The following is a 19,193-nucleotide window of genomic DNA, read 5'->3' as shown; positions in this document are numbered from 1 at the left end:
TTATGCGCCGAATCCCCCGTCGATGGTAAGCGCTGTGCCAGTCACCATGCTGGCTTCTGGCCCCGCCACCCAAAACACCATGCCAGCCACTTCGCTGGCATGGGCGTGACGCTTAATCGCCATCAGACTGTGCAGGGTTTCATTCATTGGCCCATCGGCTGGGTTCATATCGGTATCGGTGGGGCCAGGTTGAATCACATTCACCGTAATACCGCGATCGCCAAAGTCCCGCGCGAGCCCTTTCGCCACACCTTGCAGTGCGGCTTTACTCGCGCCATAAGCCGTCAGGCCCGGCATCGGAATGCGGTCGGCGTTCACCGAACCGATGAGAATAATGCGTCCGCCCGCGTTCATCTTGCGTGCCGCTTCCACCGCAGCAAAATAAGGCGCGTGGATGTTGACGACAAACATCTTGTCGATTTCATCGGCGTCGATGGCGAGGGGATCGCCGACACTCAGCAGCCCCGCGTTGAACACCAGAATATCCAGCGCCCCCACCCCAGCGATGGTTGCCACCAGGGCGTGACGGTCGGCCACATCCAGTTTCAGTGCCTGGCTGTGGGTTTGTTGGGCAAGCGCCTCGGCTTTCTGCTGTGAGGAGGCGTAGGTAAAGATGACGTCATCACCCTGCTCAGCAAAGCGGCGCACAATAGCTTCGCCAATGCCGCGGCTGCCGCCGAGGATCAACACCTTTCTTGACACTGTGGGTTTTAGTTCGACGTTCATTATGGATACCTCATGGAGGGTGGATGGGTGCCGATCGCTTGAGCGCTGTTGGGGCGCCATAAATGGCGCCGCTACAGAAGTATTGCGCGGTTTTGGTGGGGTGCACATTTGTGCGCACAAATGGCGATCCTAAAGCAGCGTGGCGCGGCTTTCGTTGGATGCGCATTAGTGCGCACCGGCTTGGGTTACACTGTATTCGTCCACCAACGGTCATCACGGCGACGGGCGGCCTGGAGGCCACTCCCTACCAGAGCTTTACGACAACTTCGCCAAAGAAGCCTCTAAGCGCTGGCACGCCTCCGCCAGCAGACCATCTTCTACCGCATAAGCGATACGCAGATAACCCGGTGTACCAAACGCCGAGCCGTGCAGCAGCGCCACCTGGGCATCCTGTAACAGCCAGCTGGCGACGGCTTTATCATCGGTCAGTACCTCACCTTCCGGCGTGGTGCGCCCAATCAGCGCGTTGCAGTTAGCAAAGATATAAAACGCGCCCTGCGGTGCGCTGGCGCTCAAGCCATTGCTGGCGGCGATTGTCTTCAGCACCTGCTGGCGACGGCGATCGAGCACGGCAATCCACTCCGCCAAAAATTCTGCCGGCTGCTGTAACGCCACCACCGCTGCCGCCTGCGATATGCTGCTGGGGTTGGAGGTGCTCTGCGATTGTAAGATCTGCATGGCGTTGATCAGCCACGCCGGGCCCGCCGCGTAACCCAGTCGCCAGCCGGTCATGGCGTGACTCTTGGAGACACCGTTGATGGTCAGGGTGCGCTCGGCAAGCTGTGGTGCCACCTGCGCAAAGGTGCTGAACGGCGTGTTGTCGTAACGCAGCGGTTCGTAGATATCGTCCGCCATAATCAACACTTGGGGATGATCGGACAGCACATCGGCCAGCGCCTGTAACTCTTGCGCGCTGTAAATAGCCCCGGTGGGGTTGCCCGGTGAGTTGAGGATCACCCAACGCGTGGCGGGCGTCAGCGCCGCCGCCAAATCCTGCGGTTGCAGCTTCCAGCCTTGCTGCTCGTGGCACGGCACGATGACCGGCTCCCCTTCGGCCAGCGTCACCATATCGGGATAGGAAACCCAGTATGGCGCGGGGATGACCACTTCCTGTCCGGCGTCCAGCGTGGCGAGCAGTGCGTTGAAGATCAACTGCTTGGCTCCACTGCCCGCAATGATCTCCAGTGGAGTGAAACTCAGCTGATTGTCACGCGCGAACTTATTGGCAATCGCCTGTTTCAGTTCGCGGGTGCCAGATACTGCGGTGTATTTGGTCTGCTGCTGCACGATGGCAGCAATCCCGGCGTAGCTGATATTGGCGGGCGTGGCGAAATCCAGTTCCCCTTCACCCAGGTTGATCACGGCATTGCCTGCCGCTTCTAAGGCGCGCACCTGGTCGGAAATGGTGGCGGTGGGTGACGGGCGAACACGCTGCATGCGCCGGGCCAGTTGCTGACTATTCATAAATCCTCTTTTGTATATATTGTTTCAACTAATACAATTAACCACCCAACAACAGCAGGAAATTTGCCGTGTCACTTCTCTTCATTCTCGATGATGCCCTCAACCCAGCGCAGTTCGGTGTGGCCGCCAGCATGTTGGCGAATCAACAGTCGCTGCCCTTGTGGAGCCTGCGCCCCAGCTTTAGCAGCGATTATCCCGACAGCCATCAGCACGTGGCGGCGGCGGGCTACTGCGTCACCAGCGGACTGTACCTCAGCGATACGCTGCAACAGGAAGTCACCGATGTCAGCCTGCTGCCGTTGCAAGACGCGGTGATCGTGCTGGCGGCAATAGATGCGCCGCGCATTGCTCACCTCAAAGGCGAGCGCCGCGCCAGCCGTGACCTGCCACCGCCGCCCGAGACCGAACCCACGGGCGAGCGCACGCTGCGCATCGGCCTGCTGGGCCGCGAGCGCGATCAGCGCGACAGCTACCCGGCAAACCTGCTGTCACTGCAGGCGGCGGCGCGACTGCTGGGCGTCGCGCTGGATATCCGCTTGTTGCCTCCTGCTGAACTCTCCGCTGACCTGCATGAGCTGGACGATCTGCACGGCGTGGTGCTGCCGGGCGGTTCGTCGATGGCGGCGGTACTCGGGCAAATCACAGTGGCCAAAGCCACGCTGCAACGCGACATCCCTACTCTCGGGCTGTGCCTTGGCATGCAGAGCATGTGTACGGCGGTGGTGCAGCAAGCCGCTGGCTATGAAAACGTCATGCTTGCCGAAGTGGCACCTGACGCGCCGCTGCACAGCTTTGTGCGCTTTGACGACCTTCGCCATCGCTGCGGCCTGTTTGCCTATCCGGCTGCCGCCCCTTTTGATTCCATGCCCTACAACCATCGCTACTGCTTTAATCCACATCTGCTGCCGCAACTGCTAGCGGGTGGCATCGAGGTTACCGTGCAAACCGACAATATTGTCGAAGCGATTCGCAGCCCCTCGCATCCGTTCTGGCTGGGGGTGCAAGGTCATCCCGAACTGATGTCACGTCCTGATGCCCCACACCCGCTGTTTACCGCCTTCCTGCAAGCGGTGATTAGCGTGACAGCGTAACGCCGGTGCGGCTNAAGGTCATCCCGAACTGATGTCACGTCCTGATGCCCCACACCCGCTGTTTACCGCCTTCCTGCAAGCGGTGATTAGCGTGACAGCGTAACGCCGGTGCGGCTGTCGCTGGCCAGCTGGTGCATCACGCTGGTCAGCGCCGCCAGTGCCGCTTCTGAGATTGGCTTTAACGGGGCGCGCACCGTGCCGCCGTTAAAGCCGCGCAGCGCCATTGCTGCCTTCACAAGCTGGGGCTGACCGTGCTGACGCGCCAGGGTGCGGTAATCAAACCACAGCTGATGCAGGTCACGCGCGGTAGCCGCATCACCCTTTTCCAGTGCCCGGAAGGTTGCCAGAATCAGCTCCGGCAGCGCCCCGCTGTTGGTGGTGCTGATGCCGTCGAAACCGGCCATCATCGGCCCGAGGAAAGCGAGATCTGAGGCGCAGAACAGACGCAGTTTGCCGCGCAGGCGGTTAGCAATCTGGTCAATCGCCGTGGGGTTCAAATCGCCCTGTTTGATACCGACCACGCCAGGAATGTCCGCCAGACGCTCCAGCAGTGCAGGCGACAGCGTGATGCCGATGCCCGGCGCGTTGTAGACCAGAATCCCGGTGCGCGACAGCGGTGCCATCTCCTGAAAATAGGTGAAGATCTGCTCGTCGGTGATTTCACTGACAAACGGCGCGGTGACCATCGGCAAACCACCCAGTTCACCCGCCAGTTCGGTCAGTTCACGCGCTTCACGCGGGTCCGATGCGGCGCTGCACAGCATCACCGCCACGCGCTCCTGTACGCACTCCATCACCTTGGCAAAGAGTTCACGGCGTTCCGCCAGCGACATCACCGGGAATTCACCGTAGGTGCCACCAATCAGCAGGCCGTCATAACCCAGGCCAATGACGCGCTCGATGTTTTCACACAGCGCGGGGAAATCGATCTCGCCCACTGGCGTAAAAGGCGTGACGGTGATGTTGAAGATGCCACGCAGGCGTTCACGACATTCGATAATATCTTTCATAACAGTTCCTTACAGCAGAGTTAAAGGACGCGCCAGCGAGCCGAGCTGACGGTAGCCGGATTCAGTTACTACCACGGTTTCGCTCACGCCCACGGTGAACTCACCGTAAATGCGCAGCGCCGGGGGAATATGGAAGGTCATACCTGGCTGGAGTTCGGTGGTGACGCCGCTGTACAGGCTGAGAATGCCGCCTTCGCCCCAGTCCGGCGCGAACGAGACGCCGATCGAGTAGCCGGTACGCTTTTTGAAGTTGTCGGTGAAGCCCGCGCGGTCAATGACTTTCTGACAGGCAATGTGCGGTTCGGCACAGGTCGCGCCCGGACGAATCGCATCCAGTGCCGCCTGCAGCGCTTCCTGGCACACTTTCTCCATCTCCAGCGCGATAGCCGGTGGGCGGCCAATCCACGCCGAGCGCATCAGCGCCGCGTGGTAGCGATCGTGCGCAGCCGCCATTTCGAGGAACACCGGATCGTTATCTTTGATCACCCGACGGCGCCAGGTGCCGTGCGGCACGCCGCTGCGTGGGCCACTGGAGACCAGCGGTTCCATCCCGACGTATTCGGAACCGGCAGCAATCGCCGCGCCCATCATCGCCGAGACCAGGGCGTTCTCATCTGCACCCGCGCGTACCGCCGCCATGCCGGCCTGCATACCCGCATCAACATAGCGCGCCGCCGTGGCAATTTTTTCCACTTCCGCTGCCGACTTAATGGCGCGCAGCGGTTCGATGACGCCCGCGGTATCGGCAATGGTGCCGAGCTTGCTTTGCAGCGCCTCATACACCGCAATCGGCAGGAACCAGCCGCGCTTATCCAACCCGATGCGTTTGTTGAGCCAGCCGCGCTGTTGCAGCATGGCGAACAGGAAGTCCACCGGGTTGTCGCCATCCTGATAAATGGCCGCGTCGGAGATAAAGGTGTTGGCGATAAAGTTGAAGTATTCGAGCTGGCGGATGACAAACACTGGCTCCCCTTCTACCGGCAGCAGCAGCGCCTGGAAGGTGTAATAGCCGGGAGTTTGCTGGCCGGTTAACCAGAAAATGTTTTCCGGCCCGGTGACAATCATCACGTCCACACCGGCGGCGCTTAAGCGTTCGCGCGTGCGCTGGATGCGGCTGGCGTACTCGTCTGCAGCAAACGCAGATTCGCTGCCCTGAATCACATTATTGAGCTGTTGCATCACTAAAACTCCTGAAGGAAAGTGGCGCGGGTGGCATCAAACTGCACGCCCAGGCCGTAAGAATCGGTTACCTGCACGCTGCCGTGCTGATAGTGCAAACCGCTAACCGGATCATCTGTTAGGCCGTCTGCGCCATAGAGTTCGGCATACTGCGGTTGCAGCACGCGACAGAGCTGCAGTGCCGCCGCCGTCGCCGCGTGGCCTTCGTTCATCTGACCGATCATAAAGGGCACGCCTGCGGCCTGCAGATGACGAGCAGCCGCCAGCGTCGGCCCAATGCCGCCCAGTTTGACCAGCTTGAGGTGGCCCCACAGCGCCCCATCCGCCGCGATTAAGCGATCGATTGCCGCGTCACTGTTGAGGCTCTCATCCAGCATGATCGGCACACCAAAGGTCGAGAGCTGGCTCAGTAGCGCGTCGTCCCACACCGCCAGCGGCTGCTCGACGTAGCGCAAATCCAACTCACGCAGCGCCGGGAAAGCACGCTGCGCCTGCGCCAGAGACCACTGACCGTTAACATCCATCGCCAGGGAAATATCTGCACCAAACTCGGCGCGCAGCCGTTGCAGCCGCGCCAGATCGGTGTCGATATCCGCCACACCGGTGCGCAGTTTTAACTGGGTGAAGCCGCGCTCTACATAGCCGTGCGCCTGTTGCAGCATCTGGGCTTCACTGCCCCAGAACAGGGTTTGATTGGTGGCGAACGATGCAGCACAGGGCGCGGCACCCAGCCACTGCGCCAGAGATTGCTTTGCCCTTTTCGCCAGCAGATCGTGCAGTGCCATATCCAGCAGCATGCGTGTCGGGGCCAGCAGATCGGCATCGGCAGCGTGAATGCGGTTTAATAAGGTTTGCGCATCATCGGCGCGGTTCCACTGCGACAGCGCGCGGGTGACATCCTGTAACACCTGTTCCGCGCTATAGCCGTGCAGGTAACTGATGTTCAGGCGCACTTCGCCAATGGCGTCATCCAGTTGCAGCCACAGCGTATCCAGCGCGTTAATGGCACCCGAGGCGGCAGTGTGCAGGGTGACGCCCGCATAGTGCAGTTCGCCGCGCCACAGAATGATCTTCACAGCGCAGGCTCCTGCGGCAGCATCGCCAGCGCCACGTCGAGGTAAATAGACGCCGCAGCGATAAATTCCTCAACCGGCACAAACTCATCCGGCTTGTGCGCCACCGCCAGACTGCCAGGACCGATGACCACACCTTTGGCACCCAGCGCACGGAAGTGCACCAGATCGCAGCCGCCCTGGAAGCCAAACGGTCCCGCTTCCGGCTGACCATGGCGACGACAGGCCGTCAGACTGTGCTGCACAATGGCTTCATTGCTGTCGGTTTCCGTTGCCCCGCCGGTGGTGGCCTGCCAGGCTACAATCTCCGCTTCCACCCCAGCCGAGGCGTTGGCATGGTCGAGCAGCTGTTGCAGTTCGGCTTTCACCGCGTCTTCGTTTTCACCGGGCACCATGCGGCGATCGAGCAGCAGCTCGCAGCTGTCTGGCACCACGTTGTCGGCATGGCCGCCGTGGATACGCGTCACCGTCAAGCTGGCGTTGCCCACCAGCGCGTGGCAGCGGCAGCGCACCTGCTGATGGTGCGCCTCTTCGATCAACCCCAGCAGCTTGGCCGACTGGTAGATGGCGTTAACGCCGAGTTCTGGCGTACCCGAGTGCGCCGTCACACCTTTCACTTTGACGCGCGGACGCAGGCTGCCTTTGTGCGCCGAGAAGGTGGCGTTCGAGGTCGGTTCACCAATCACCGCGAAATCAATCGCCGGCGGGGCGTCTTTGACGTAGAACTTCGCGCCTTCACTCGCCACCTCTTCATCAGCGGTGAACACGCCCATCAGCGTGCCGGACCAGTGCTGACGGTTGGCAGCCAGCAGGCGCAGCGCTTCCACCATCGCCACCAGCGGCCCTTTGGCATCACAGGCGCCGCGCCCATAGAGCTTGCCGTCACGCTCGGTCAGGGTGAAGGCATCGCTGCTCCAGCCGCTGCCCGCCGGGACGGTGTCCAGATGGGTGTTAAAGGCAAAACAGGGACCAGCACCGTTTTTCAGCACCGCAATCACATTAGTGCGCCCTGGCGCGTATTCGCTGAATGACAAATCGAAACCCACAGCACGCAACCAGCCCGCCACGCACTCGGCGGCTTCACGCTCCTGGCCGGGCGGGTTTTCCGTGTTGATCGCCACCAGCGCGGCTAAGTCGCGCTTCATGCGCACGCTGTCTACCTGATAAAGGCTCATATCCACTCCGCAATTAATGAAGGATCTGGTCGAGGAAGCGCTTGGCGCGTTCGCTGACCTGTCCGGTAAAGAAATCATCGGCGCTGGCGCGCTCCAGAATCTCGCCCTCTTCCATAAACAAAATCTGGTTGGCGGCGCGGCGCGCGAAGCCCATTTCGTGCGTCACCACCATGCTGGTCATGCCTTCGGCGCTGAGTTCCGCCATCACGTCCAGCACTTCACGGATCATCTCGGGATCGAGCGCCGAAGTGGGTTCGTCATACAGCATCAGTTCCGGTTTCATGGCCAGCGCACGGGCAATCGCCACGCGCTGCTGCTGACCGCCGGAAAGCTCATCGGGGAAGTGATCGGCACGATCGTGGATGCGCACTTTCGCCAGCAGCGCTTCGGCCTGCTTGCGCGCCTCAATGCGGTTGACGCCCAGCACCGTCATCGGCGCCAGCATGATGTTTTCCGCGGCGGTGAGGTGCGAGAACAGCTCGTAGTTCTGAAACACCATGCCAATGCGCTGCCGCAACTGGTGCGGCGGCACTTCGCCGCGCGTGATGTTCTGGCGGGTAAAGAACACGTCGCCGCTGTCGGCGGGTGACAGCATGTTGACGCAGCGCAGCAGCGTCGATTTGCCCGATCCCGACGGGCCAATCAGCACCACAGTTTCACCGCGCTGCACGCTGAGCGAACAGTTTTTGAGTACCTGCTGTTTGCCGAAGGTTTTGTCGATGCCAATCATCTCCAGCAAAGGTTTAGGCTGATGGCTCATGACACACCTCCCACGGTTTTGCCGGTTTTCGCCGGGGTGGTTTTGCGCGCCAGGGCTTTCTGCTGCTTACCACGACGCTGTTTGGGGTCAAGCACACGCTCCAGCCATGACTGGAAAATCATGAACAGGCTGGTGAGCAGCAGGTAGTAAATCCCGGCGGCACACAGCGCTTCGAAGTAGCGGAAGCTGGCACTGGCAGTCTGGTTCGCCACCAGCAGCAGTTCCTGTACGGCAATCACTGACACCAGCGCGCTCGACTTCAGCATGCTGATCATCTGGTTGCCCATCGGCGGCAGCACGATGCGCGCCGCCTGCGGCAACACAATCTTGCGCATGATCTGCGCATTGGTCATGCCCAGTGCCATCCCCGCTGTCCGTTGGCCGCTTTTAACCGCCTGCAGCCCTGAACGCAGGATCTCCGCCATGTAGGCGCCCTCATTCAGTGAGAGCGCCAGCACAGCACAGGTGAACGCGGAGAAACGCAGGCCGAAACCTGGCAGCACGTTGTAGACAAAGATGATCTGGAACAGCACTGGCGTGCCACGAAACAGCCACAGATAGAAAAATGCCAGCGCCTTGCCCGCCCGGAACGGTGCTTCCTGCAACAACGCCAGCACCAGCCCCAGCACCACGCCACACAACAGTGAACACAGGGTAATTAACAGCGTCATCCACGCACCTTTGATGAACTCAGGTGAGAGGAAGTACTGCCACATTAAATCGATCGACATAGCTTTCTCCGGTCAACGGGTTAGAAAATGGCAACGGAGTCCGGGAAGTTCCATTTCTCAATCAGTTGCTTGTAGGTGCCGTCTTTCACCAGGTTTTGCAGCCCTTTCTCCAGCTGCGCTTTGGTTTCGGCATCGCCTTTACGCACCGCGAAAGCGATGTGGGTGTCGGCTTCAAACTCTTCGCCTGCTGCTTCAAATACGCCTGGCTTTTCACTGAACAGCGCGACGGTGCCCGGTGTGGAGAGGAATTCGGCATCTGCGCGGCCCTGCGCCACGGCCACCGCAGAGTCGGTGGCGGCCGGGAAGGTCATCACGTTAATGGCGGGCTTTTTGGCATCGACACAGTGTTTGTTGTCTACGCGCGCCTGGCTCTCTTCAATCCCGCCCAGCGTCACGGCGATGTTTTTGCCGCACAGCGACAGGTCACGTCCAGTGATCCCCGCAGGGTTGCCCTTGCGCACCACCACGCGGCTGCCGATTTTCAGGTACGGCACAAAATCCACCTGCTCGGCGCGGGTTGGGTTGACGTACATCGCAGAGTTGATGATGTCGAGGCGTTTGCCCTGCAGCGCCGGGATCAAACCTTTAAACTCCATTGGCAGTGGCGCAGGCTGCAGCTCAAGTGACTTGCTCAGGGCGGTGATCAGATCGATATCGAAACCGGTGAGCTTGCCGTCTTTGACGAACTCGAACGGCATAAAGGTGGCGGCAGTGCCGTAGGTGAGTTTGCCGGGGGCCACATCACCGATAGCCGCCTGGCTGGCAATGGGCATTACCGCCAGTGTCGACATCCATCCCAACAGGCGTAGTTTTTTAATAGAAGTGCTGAACATAAATTTCTCCTGGCTAACGTTTAAATTGGTTTTTGTGAGTCACAAAGTACAATCATGAATGCGACAAAACGTCTCTTCCTGGTGCATCATGCACAGTATCTGTGCAGTGTTTGCTTTATATCGCGGCAACCTGATCGGCATGTTATTGTATGTTCTGTTCACAATAATACATTTCAGGGAACCCATTTCTATGCAGCCTGACGCTTCTGCCAGCGGTCGCCGTATCGCACGACAACTGCTTGACCTGATATACGAAGCAAGATTCGATCCAGGTCATCATTTACGTGAGCAATATCTGGCCGATGCCCTGGGCGTTTCCCGCACGCCGGTACGTGCCGGGCTGAAAGAGTTAACCCGCCTTGGCGCAGTGGAGGCCCGGCCCAATCAGGGTTTCTACCTGCTCAAGAGCGTTGAGGAGCTGCAGCAGCTGGCGATTGAACCCCCACAGAGTAGCGACCAGACGCTGTATGAATTACTGGTACGCGATCATATCGCGGGCCTGTTGCCGGAATCCTTTACCCAGACCGAGATCAGCCAGCGCTATGAGGTGGATCGCGGCGTGCTGACGCGTGCGTTAGTGAAGCTGTCAGAAGATGGGCTGATCGCGCGCAACGCCGGGCACGGCTGGCGTTTTCAGCAGACGCTGAACAGCGATGTGGCGCTGCGCAACAGCTATGGTTTCCGCCTGATGATCGAGCCTGCCGCCCTGCTCAGCCCGCAGCTGCGCGTCGATCGCGCCTTGCTGAAACGCCTGCGCGCACAGCATCTGCGCTTAATCACCCATGCGGATATTACTCAAGTGCCCGCCCGCGAGATCTTCGAAACCGATGCCTCGTTCCATGAGCTACTGGCCGAAGCCAGCGGCAACCTGTTTGTGCTGCAGGCCATTCAGCAGCAAAACCGCCTGCGCCGCCTGCTGGAGTTCGGCAGCTATCACAATAAACGCCGGGTCAAGGAGTGGTGTGAAGAGCATGTCGCGATTCTGGATGCTTTGCGCGATAACAAAGCGCAGCAGGCGGCGGATTTAATGCGTGCGCATCTGCAATGTGCCTACGACCTGGTGCAAATTCGCAAGGCAGGTGCATAGTCGGCACCAATTTTGCACATTCAGACTCTGAAAATACAATTCAGGAGAAAATGATGGATTTGCAAATTAGTGGTCGCGTGGCATTGGTGTGTGGAGCAGGCAGTGGTTTGGGTCAGGCAATGGCACTGTCGCTGGCGCAGGAAGGGGTCAAAGTCGCCGTCACCGGTCGCAATCAGGAAAAACTGCACGCCACCGTGACGATGATTCAGGCGGCAGGCGGTGAAGCGCACGCCTGGGCGCTGGATTTGGCACAGCCCGAAACGTTTGATGCCGTGTTAGCGGATATTAGCAAGCATTGGGGTGACGTGGATATTCTGGTAAATAACTCGGGCGGGCCGCCTCCGGCCACGGCAGCGGGTACCGACAGTGCGGTCTGGCAGCAGCAGTTCTCCTTGATGGTGGCATCGCTGATGCAGTTGACCGACAAAGTGTTGCCGGGGATGCGTGAACGCGGCTGGGGACGCATCATCACCTCAACGTCCTCTGGCGTGATTGCGCCGATTGCCAATCTGGCGTTATCCAATGCGCTGCGCATGAGCCTGCTCGGCTGGTCCAAAACCCTTGCCAACGAAGTGGCGGCGCAAGGCGTGACGGTGAATGTGCTGGTGCCGGGGCGTATCGCCACCGATCGCGTCAGCCAGTTGGATGCCATCAAAGCCAAGCGCGAAAACAGCACCGCCGATGCCATTGCGGAGAAGAGTCGTCAATCTATCCCGGCGGGACGCTATGGCCATCCACACGAGTACGGCGCAGCCGCAGCCTTCCTCGCCAGCCAGCAGGCCAGCTATATCACGGGCAGCGTGATGCGGGTGGATGGCGGGATGATCGACGCGATATAAGGTCAGAACGCGCGCGTAGGGAGTGCTTAAAGCAGGAAGGGAAAGGTAAGCCGCATGCCAGTTGAGCGCTTTCGGTCGTCATAAATGGCGTAATGCATGTCAGTTAAGAACCTCAGGCTGCTTATTGATAAGTGGCCTTTCTTCTCTGTGCGGGCTCTGCCGCCACTACTGCCCCCTCTGGGCCGTCCTCGCGCCGCTAAAGCGGTACCTTCGACTTCCACGTCTTGCCGGACGGACCGTTCGCGGATGACCATCCATGGTCGGCCGCGAACTGCCCCACGCCTCCCCGCGTGGGGCTCCAGCCAGCGTTATCGTCAGTCGCTTAACTGACGAGCATGCCTCTAAGCTGATTGTGCAGGGTTTTCGTAGGGTGCGCATTTAGGTGCACCGGATTGAATTAAACCAGATTACGCAGGCAAACCACACCAAAGGGTGGCAGCGTCAGCCGCCCCTTTTCTCCGTTCTCCACCTCGCCGATGGCAAAATCCAGCGTCCAGCCTGCTTCCGGGAGTTCCATGCTTTGCTCGGTTGCGCTGAGGTTGGCCACCAGCCGATAGCCGGGTTCACCGCTAAACGCCAACTGGGTCAGATTAGCCTGCCGCTGCACGCTGATCGGCTTGCCCTGTTGCGCGGCTAAGAACTCCACCAAACGCCAGGCGGGATATTCCGTGACTGCGCCTTCAGCGATCTCCGTCAACCCCAGGCTGCCCAACAGCCCTGCCGGGCACCAGTGGGAAATCTCCGCGCCGGTTAAGTGCGACAGATACCCTACCAGCCAACTGGCAAAAAAGCGTCCGCGCTGGCGCGGATCGCTGTGCGTCATCGTCATGCGAATGTTATCCGGATTGGCGTACACATCCGCGCCATACGGGTTACCGCGCATACTGATCATCGAAGGCCCCAGATGATAGGGCTTCTGCTCCCCGATGATGCTGCGCGTCGAACGCGTGATGTAGGGCAGTGATTGCAACGTTTGCATTACTGCGCGATCGGCAGCGTCATGGACGATAGGGTTGGTGGCATGGGTGACAAAATCCAGCAAGGCAACCGGCGGCCGTTTGCGATTCAGCTCGGTGAAATAGCTGATCATTCCCCCGCCCAGGGTAATACCGGCAAATAGCTCACGGGCCTGATGGAATATCGCGTCCAGCGGCGGACACCAAGGCCACTCACTGCCGGGCGGCGTGGATTTCAGATCGGTCGACGGGGAAATGATCAGGCAGTTGGGCAGCAGCGATGCCGCCTCTAACCGCTGGTGGAGCTGCTGCAAATGCTCACTAAAATCCGTGTGTTTATCGATCGGTAAAACGTACTCAAGATGCAGCGGGATCGATCCACAGCGGGTGACGATATCGACCAATAAGCCAAACGAGGCATAACCCTTGTCGCGCGGATCGCAGTGATAAATCAGATATCCCGGCTGCAAACGCTGCAGCGCGGCGATCGCCGCTTCAGGCTGCGCGAACATATCGGGGGTGAGCAATACGCCAAGTGCGGGCATGCGCATCTCTGCCGTTATCGTCGTCTCGGTCTTATCCGTGACGCTCTGCTGCGCAACAGCCGTGACATGTATTGCCTGCCGCTGCGGCTGGGTGGCATCCACCCGGTAAGGCCAGGGTTTCTCCAGCGGGCGGGAATAGACTTTGTAGGAGGCGTCCATCCAGGCACGCTGATCTTCCATCTCAAAAATATCCCCGGCGTACTCCGTCCCAACCTCAATGCCCGCAGCGTGATGGTAGGTCAGCCGCTGAATGTCCTTAAAGGGTTGCCAGGGTTCAATCCGCTCCGGGAAATGCCCTGCCTGATGGCTGCCATCGCAGTGCTGCACCTTAACGGCGGAACCCACCACACCTTGCAAAGGGTAGAGCACGGTAAAACCACAGCGGGCGGTGGAGAACGTGCAGTTGCCTGTTAATTCGGCCTGGATGCTCAGCCCTTGCTCATCAAGCCGCATTAAGCGCTTGAGGGTGACGCGCTGGTCTTGGCTTAACGAGCAGTGATTGTGGATCTCAATCTCCACCTTATCGGCTGCGCGGTTCACATGAATGTCTGAGACAGCCAGCTCATGGGTTCCCCAGTTTTCGTCGCGCAAGATATAACCTATCGAGCGGAGGATTTCATGCCCCTGGAAGCGCACCTCTTTTACATCGCCGCCCACCAGTTCCAGTGACCAGTCACCCCATGCAATGCGTTGCGGCGAGACAAGCGGCTGTTCCGTTCCATAGCATTCGAGTAATGGATTCATCTTCACCCCAGCTGGCGGTCAAATTCGGCGTCAATATCCTGACCGGTCTTGATCTCTTTCAGGAACAGCGTGGCCCACATTCCCAGCGATCCAATCACCGCCACAATGACCCAAGTGGCCGATGCACTGTGTAGCGAGCTGGCCAGTGTCCACAACCCGCTGCCTAACACGAAGCCCAATACCATCATCGAAGAGAGGAAACCAATCGCCGTGCCACGCACCCGCGTCGGGAAGCTTTCGCTTTGATAGACGTAGCCCGCCGAGGCCCATATGCCGTTGGTGACCTGGAAAATTAAGAAGTACACCGCCACCACTAACCAGAAACTCTCACTGAACAGCAAAATAAGGCTGAGGGGCGCCACGGAGAGCGCGGCAAAGGTGATCACTTTTTTACGGCCAAACTTCTCACCCAGCCAGCCGCCGATGATGTAGAAGAAGAAACCAATAAAGCCGCAATAGAGCATCAACTCACTGGCCTGATGGCCGCTGAATCCCTTGCGCTGCGTCAGCCACCAGGTGATATAGAAATTACTGGCGACATAGCTGATGCCATAGGATATCCAGCAGGCTGCCATGGTAAGAATGCGTTTTTTCAGTACCGGTGAGGCGAGGATCTCTTTGACCGGGTTACTGTCGGTACTGCCGACCGATTTCTCGTGCTCGAAACGCGCCGACTCTTTGATGAACACACGTCCCAGAATCACTACCGCGATAGGAATAGTGCCGAGTAAAAATACAATGCGCCAGCCGAGGTCGCCAAAGGCCATATACACCGCTGAAGCAAAGAACACCCCTAACGGCCAGCCACCCTGCACGATCGAATAAAGCAAGCCACGGTTTTTCGCCGGCAGCTGTTCATTGACTAATGTAATAGAGACCGCCAGTTCAGAATAAGCCAGACCCGAAGCCAACGCGCGAACCAGCACTAATTGCCAGAAGTTCTCCACGAAATACGTCGCCCCGGTGAACAGCGCTGTGCCGCATAAACAAATCATCCACAAAACTTTGCGTCCGACCTTATCCATGCTGTAGCCGACAATTAACGTAATAATAAACTGCGCGCCATAAACAAAGAATCCTAATATACCCAGCATTTGCTCGGATATTTGCAACTCTTTGGACATTTCAGGCAGTGCCAGAACCAGTAAATTGACATCGTATGACGCAAGAGACCAGCCGATACACGCAATAAAGATCAGATATATCGTGTAGTAACGTGCTGACAGGGGTGTTTTCTTCGCTATTTGTAAGTCCATAAACGCATCCCGTGTTGAATTCGATAATTTTTGATTTTTTTCATTAGAAACAGTTTGTTAATGGCTAATCCTATCTAAATACATCATGAACAAATAATCACCTTGCGAACAAATGATATGATCAAAATCAGCAAAGCATGAGATGAAAACCCTAAATACGGGATAGCGATCACTAAAATAGGATATTTTAAGATTAAATCAAAAATCTTTTGATACATCATTGAACATATGTATATTTTCAATTAATAGCCTGAACACAAGTTCATAAAATGGCGCGTCAAACCTTTCTGCAATAGTCACACCAAGTGATAGTTACACTCTATCCGAAGATATATTCAGCAAGGCGGTTTACACAATAAAAATATCTCGAATGAATAGCGCAGGTGAAATTCGAACGTGAGATGGGCGCAGCATTATGCGCCCATATGGGAGATTTAAATGGAAAGTAATAGTCAGGTCAGTGTTCAGGACGCGATATTAATCAGGACTTTGATAAAATGAAACTCTCTGGCGTAAAGCTGAGGGAATATATCGGGTGCCTCGTGCAGAGCAATACGATGAGTCACAAGCAGCGAGGGATTTAACAGCCCTTTCTTCATATATTCCAGTGATGTTTGCCACTCTCTGCCGGGGAATGGCGCAGAGAGTGAGTTCCAGGATCCGCGCACCGTTAGCTCGTTGCGGATGATTTTTTCAAAACTGGTGCGGTCAAAAGCAACATCACCATAAGGGATGCCCAGCAACAGAACCGTTCCCCCTTTGGAGGCCAGATTCATGGCACTCACGATTCCCGCTGCATTGCCAGAGGATTCAATCACCAAATCCACGCCTCTGCCCGCCGTCTCTTCGACAAATCGTTGCTGAAAATCGGTGGCGGTGACATCAAAACCCGCATCCGCGCCCGCCTGAGTCGCCACCGCTAACTTCTTGCTGTCGGTGTCCAGGGCATACACTTTTCCGGCACCGTAAATACGCGTCCACTGCACCGCCAACTGGCCAATGGTGCCACACCCCACCACCGCGACCGAACTGCCCGCTTTGATGATGACCTGATCCAGGCCATGCACTACCACCGCTGAGGGTTCCACGAAACTGGCAGCGTCAAACCCCAGCTCATCGGGGATCGGCACAACGTTTGCAGCGGGCACACTGACATACTCCGCAAACGCCCCTTTACGATGGCCCCCTAATACCCGGAGATCGAGACATTTGGCATATTGCGCCTGCCCGCAATGTTCGCAAGCAAAGCAGGGGAAACAGGGACAGGCCACCACTCTGTCGCCGGGTTTTACGGTCGTGACACTTTTACCAACCGTTTCTACCACGCCCGCAAACTCATGGCCCCAGGTTAAGCCCGGGTTGTAGGAACCGATTTTGCCAAAACGAGAAATATCAGAGCCACAAACGCCAGCGGTTTTTACACGAATAATGACATCGTCTTCTCGCTCAATCTGCAGCATTGGCACACTTTCATATCTGACGTCCTGCTTGCCGTATAAATTCAGTGCTTGCATATCATTACCTGATACAAAAGTCAGATCACGGCCTGCGTGCAGACCGCGATCGCTGACGGATGGATTTATCGTGGCGGCTCTGACATGGCTAACTGCTCAGACAGCGCCGACCACACCTGCTGCGATGTGCGTTCCCAGGTGAGAGGCGTCACCGAAATGTAGCCCGCCGCCACGGCCGACACTTCGGCATTTTCCGGTAGATCCGTCACGCCGTGTTCGACACGCAGCCAGAAGTAATCCTCACCGTGTGGATCGGTGGTTGGCGTGACCGTCATCCCCTTCACCCTGCCAATGCCTTGTCGCGTGACCTTGATGCCCTTCACCTGCTCTGGCGGCAGATTGGGGAAATTCACGTTCAGGCAGCACTCCGTTGGCAGCCCCGCGTCGAACAGCTTTTGCAGCACCGGCTGGCACTGTGCTTCAGCGGTTTGCCAGTCCGGCTGATCTTGCGGGCGTCTATCCTGGCTGAGTGCGATGGAGGGAATACCCAGCAATACCCCGGTAATCGCCGCGCCAACGGTACCGGAAAGTACCGTTTCAAATCCGATATTTGAACCGCTGTTAATCCCCGATAGTAAGACGTCCGGCGGAGAGTGCTTCATCAGGTGCCGTACCGCGACCGCGACGCAATCCGCCGGTGTGCCGTGAACCGCAAACTTCCTGACACCGCGCGGTTCAACGCGCACCGGCTCACGCAGACTGATCGAGTTCGACACGCCACTTTTATCGGTGGCGGGCGCAACAACCCAGACTTCATTGGCGAAATGTTTCGCGACCTGCTCAAGCAGCTGGATACCCGGGGCATCAATACCGTCATCGTTGGCGAGCAAAATTCGGTTAAAAAGCTTTTGTGACATCGTGCTTCTCCATTTTCCGGACGTAAGATGCCCTGAAGCATAGCTCCAAATTATACCCTTCATACTTCAAGTTACAGGTGCGTTGGCTGCGTGCATTCACCTCAGTCACTTACTTCAGTAAGCTCCTAAGGATTCATGCACTTGCCGCCTTCCTGAAACTCGAATTATTTTGGGTAAATTAACGTCAGTCGGGTTTAAGGATTATTCTTTTTCGCCAAATCCACTGGCAAATAAGCCTTTAATTTCACTCATCGCGTCATGCTCATCCGCACCGTCAACGATAATTTCAATATTGGAATGACCCTTAACGCCTGCGCCCAATACGCTCATTAATCCTTTTAAAATCACCTGTTTTTCGCCATTCACCAGGGTAACAGATGACTCATACTTTTTAATGGCTTTTATCAGCGTGGCTGCCGGGCGCGCGTGGAGGCCCGTGCTGTTAACAACACGTATATTTTCTCTAATCATTTTAAAATACCCGTTTGCAGGTCAATCGATAAATAATATTACGAGGCGCGGTTCATCATCTGAATTTTGCTGAAAACGTCAGCTTCAACCGCGGCTTTTGCGCTGTTCATCACGCGCGCCAGGTTCGCTTCATTATTATTCTCGGTCCAGGCTCTGCCCACGGAGGTGATAAAAGCTTTGCGCAAATCGCTGGCGATATTGACCTTCACTACATTGTATTTGACGAAGCTGCGAATAATATTTTCATCAATCCCTGAGCCACCGTGGATCACCAACGGCACCGGACAGAGTGAGGCAATTTCCTGCAATAAGGGAATATCGATACGCGGGATATCTTCCAGACCGTGCACATTGCCCACCGATACTGCCAGCATGCTGCAACCCGTTTCCTGGACAAAGCGCAGCACCTGTTTGGGATCGGTTTTGCAGTCTGCTTCACTGACGTGATCATCCTCTTTCCCGAGGATGGCACCCAGTTCCGCTTCTACTGGCACCCCAAAGGATTTGCAGAAGTCGACGGCCGCCTTAGTGAAAGCAATATTCTCTTCAAACGGCAGTTCTGCTCCGTCGATCATCACCGACGTAAAGCCCGCGCGAACCGCCTGCTTAACGTCATCGAGTTCTTTACCGTGATCAAGGTGCAGGCTGACCGGGACGTCCATGGTGGCCGCACGCTTTTTCACGATTTCGTAAATATAATCGTAACCCGACAGCTTGGCGTTGGTCGGGGCAATCTGGATAAAGTTTGGCAGGCCTGAGCGCTCAATCGCATCCAGAATAGAAATGGTGGTTTCCAGATTGGTGGTATTAAACGCGCCCGCTAAAACGCGTTTTTCCCGGATGCTATTCAGCAGAATATTACCGTTCACTAATGGCATAACA

General features: G+C 57.3%; 18 protein-coding genes. 3 read left to right on the top strand and 15 right to left on the bottom strand.

What is annotated here, in order from left to right; all coding sequences use genetic code 11:
• Positions 1-726 carry an SDR family oxidoreductase gene (gene bdcA, locus ACPUC8_RS11025; protein WP_494926292.1) on the bottom strand — a complete coding sequence of 242 codons (726 nt, stop codon included), beginning with the start codon at positions 724-726 and terminating at the stop codon, positions 1-3.
• A gap of 255 nt (positions 727-981) precedes the next feature.
• Positions 982-2,190 carry a pyridoxal phosphate-dependent aminotransferase gene (locus ACPUC8_RS11020; protein ID WP_494926291.1) on the bottom strand — a complete coding sequence of 403 codons (1,209 nt, stop codon included), beginning with the start codon at positions 2,188-2,190 and terminating at the stop codon, positions 982-984.
• A gap of 68 nt (positions 2,191-2,258) precedes the next feature.
• Here ACPUC8_RS11020 and ACPUC8_RS11015 point away from each other — a divergent pair, with 68 nt between their 5' ends.
• Complete coding sequence (locus tag ACPUC8_RS11015) at positions 2,259-3,281, top strand: glutamine amidotransferase-related protein (RefSeq protein ID WP_494926290.1); 1,023 nt, start codon at positions 2,259-2,261, stop codon at positions 3,279-3,281.
• A gap of 86 nt (positions 3,282-3,367) precedes the next feature.
• Here ACPUC8_RS11015 and ACPUC8_RS11010 read toward each other — a convergent pair whose 3' ends face one another.
• The 7 genes from ACPUC8_RS11010 to ACPUC8_RS10980 are packed head-to-tail and all read right to left on the bottom strand — an operon-like array spanning position 3,368 to position 10,000.
• Positions 3,368-4,291, bottom strand: a complete 924-nt coding sequence (locus ACPUC8_RS11010; RefSeq protein WP_494926289.1) for a dihydrodipicolinate synthase family protein — start codon at positions 4,289-4,291, stop codon at positions 3,368-3,370.
• Positions 4,292-4,300: 9 nt separating this feature from the next.
• Positions 4,301-5,470, bottom strand: a complete 1,170-nt coding sequence (locus ACPUC8_RS11005; RefSeq protein WP_494926288.1) for a M24 family metallopeptidase — start codon at positions 5,468-5,470, stop codon at positions 4,301-4,303.
• 2 nt (positions 5,471-5,472) lie between these two features.
• Positions 5,473-6,546 (bottom strand): mandelate racemase/muconate lactonizing enzyme family protein, encoded by a 1,074-nt coding sequence (locus ACPUC8_RS11000; RefSeq protein WP_494926287.1) that lies wholly within the window; start codon positions 6,544-6,546, stop codon positions 5,473-5,475.
• Positions 6,543-7,718, bottom strand: a complete 1,176-nt coding sequence (locus tag ACPUC8_RS10995; RefSeq protein ID WP_494926286.1) for a M20 family metallopeptidase — start codon at positions 7,716-7,718, stop codon at positions 6,543-6,545. The genes ACPUC8_RS11000 and ACPUC8_RS10995 overlap by 4 nt, the downstream gene beginning before the upstream one ends.
• A 13-nt stretch (positions 7,719-7,731) precedes the next feature.
• On the bottom strand, positions 7,732-8,478 hold the full coding sequence (locus tag ACPUC8_RS10990; RefSeq protein ID WP_494926285.1) for an amino acid ABC transporter ATP-binding protein: 747 nt from the start codon (positions 8,476-8,478) through the stop codon (positions 7,732-7,734).
• Positions 8,475-9,209, bottom strand: a complete 735-nt coding sequence (locus ACPUC8_RS10985) for an amino acid ABC transporter permease (protein ID WP_039334860.1) — start codon at positions 9,207-9,209, stop codon at positions 8,475-8,477. Before ACPUC8_RS10985 ends, ACPUC8_RS10990 begins: the two co-directional genes overlap by 4 nt.
• Before the next feature lie 20 nt (positions 9,210-9,229).
• Positions 9,230-10,000: an ABC transporter substrate-binding protein gene (locus ACPUC8_RS10980; protein ID WP_494926315.1), complete on the bottom strand. Its 771-nt coding sequence runs from the start codon at positions 9,998-10,000 to the stop codon at positions 9,230-9,232.
• Between the two features lie 232 nt (positions 10,001-10,232).
• On the opposite strand from ACPUC8_RS10980, the gene ACPUC8_RS10975 reads away from it, so the two are divergent.
• Together ACPUC8_RS10975 and ACPUC8_RS10970 are read left to right on the top strand one after the other, a co-directional pair.
• Positions 10,233-11,129: a GntR family transcriptional regulator gene (locus ACPUC8_RS10975; RefSeq protein ID WP_494926284.1), complete on the top strand. Its 897-nt coding sequence runs from the start codon at positions 10,233-10,235 to the stop codon at positions 11,127-11,129.
• A 53-nt stretch (positions 11,130-11,182) separates the two neighbouring features.
• Positions 11,183-11,968, top strand: coding sequence for an SDR family oxidoreductase (locus tag ACPUC8_RS10970; RefSeq protein ID WP_494926283.1), 786 nt, complete (start codon positions 11,183-11,185; stop codon positions 11,966-11,968).
• A gap of 397 nt (positions 11,969-12,365) precedes the next feature.
• Here ACPUC8_RS10970 and ACPUC8_RS10965 read toward each other — a convergent pair whose 3' ends face one another.
• From ACPUC8_RS10965 to ACPUC8_RS10940, 6 genes are all read right to left on the bottom strand, one after another.
• Positions 12,366-14,213, bottom strand: coding sequence for a D-apionate lactonase family protein (locus ACPUC8_RS10965; RefSeq protein ID WP_494926282.1), 1,848 nt, complete (start codon positions 14,211-14,213; stop codon positions 12,366-12,368).
• A gap of 2 nt (positions 14,214-14,215) precedes the next feature.
• Positions 14,216-15,469 carry an MFS transporter gene (locus ACPUC8_RS10960; RefSeq protein WP_494926281.1) on the bottom strand — a complete coding sequence of 418 codons (1,254 nt, stop codon included), beginning with the start codon at positions 15,467-15,469 and terminating at the stop codon, positions 14,216-14,218.
• Positions 15,470-15,933: 464 nt separating this feature from the next.
• The gene (locus tag ACPUC8_RS10955) at positions 15,934-16,983 is read right to left on the bottom strand and encodes a galactitol-1-phosphate 5-dehydrogenase (RefSeq protein ID WP_494926280.1); all 1,050 of its coding nucleotides are present in this window, start codon (positions 16,981-16,983) and stop codon (positions 15,934-15,936) included.
• 65 nt (positions 16,984-17,048) lie between these two features.
• Positions 17,049-17,840, bottom strand: coding sequence for a 5'/3'-nucleotidase SurE (surE, locus tag ACPUC8_RS10950; RefSeq protein WP_494926279.1), 792 nt, complete (start codon positions 17,838-17,840; stop codon positions 17,049-17,051).
• A gap of 201 nt (positions 17,841-18,041) precedes the next feature.
• Entirely contained in the window at positions 18,042-18,311 is a 270-nt protein-coding gene (locus ACPUC8_RS10945; protein WP_494926278.1) for an HPr family phosphocarrier protein, read from the bottom strand.
• A gap of 38 nt (positions 18,312-18,349) precedes the next feature.
• Positions 18,350-19,189, bottom strand: coding sequence for a class II aldolase (locus tag ACPUC8_RS10940; RefSeq protein WP_494926277.1), 840 nt, complete (start codon positions 19,187-19,189; stop codon positions 18,350-18,352).
• Positions 19,190-19,193: the final 4 nt, after the last annotated feature.

This window comes from Pantoea sp. CFCC18177 (assembly GCF_059412425.1).
This window is presented reverse-complemented; position numbering and strand designations above follow the sequence as displayed.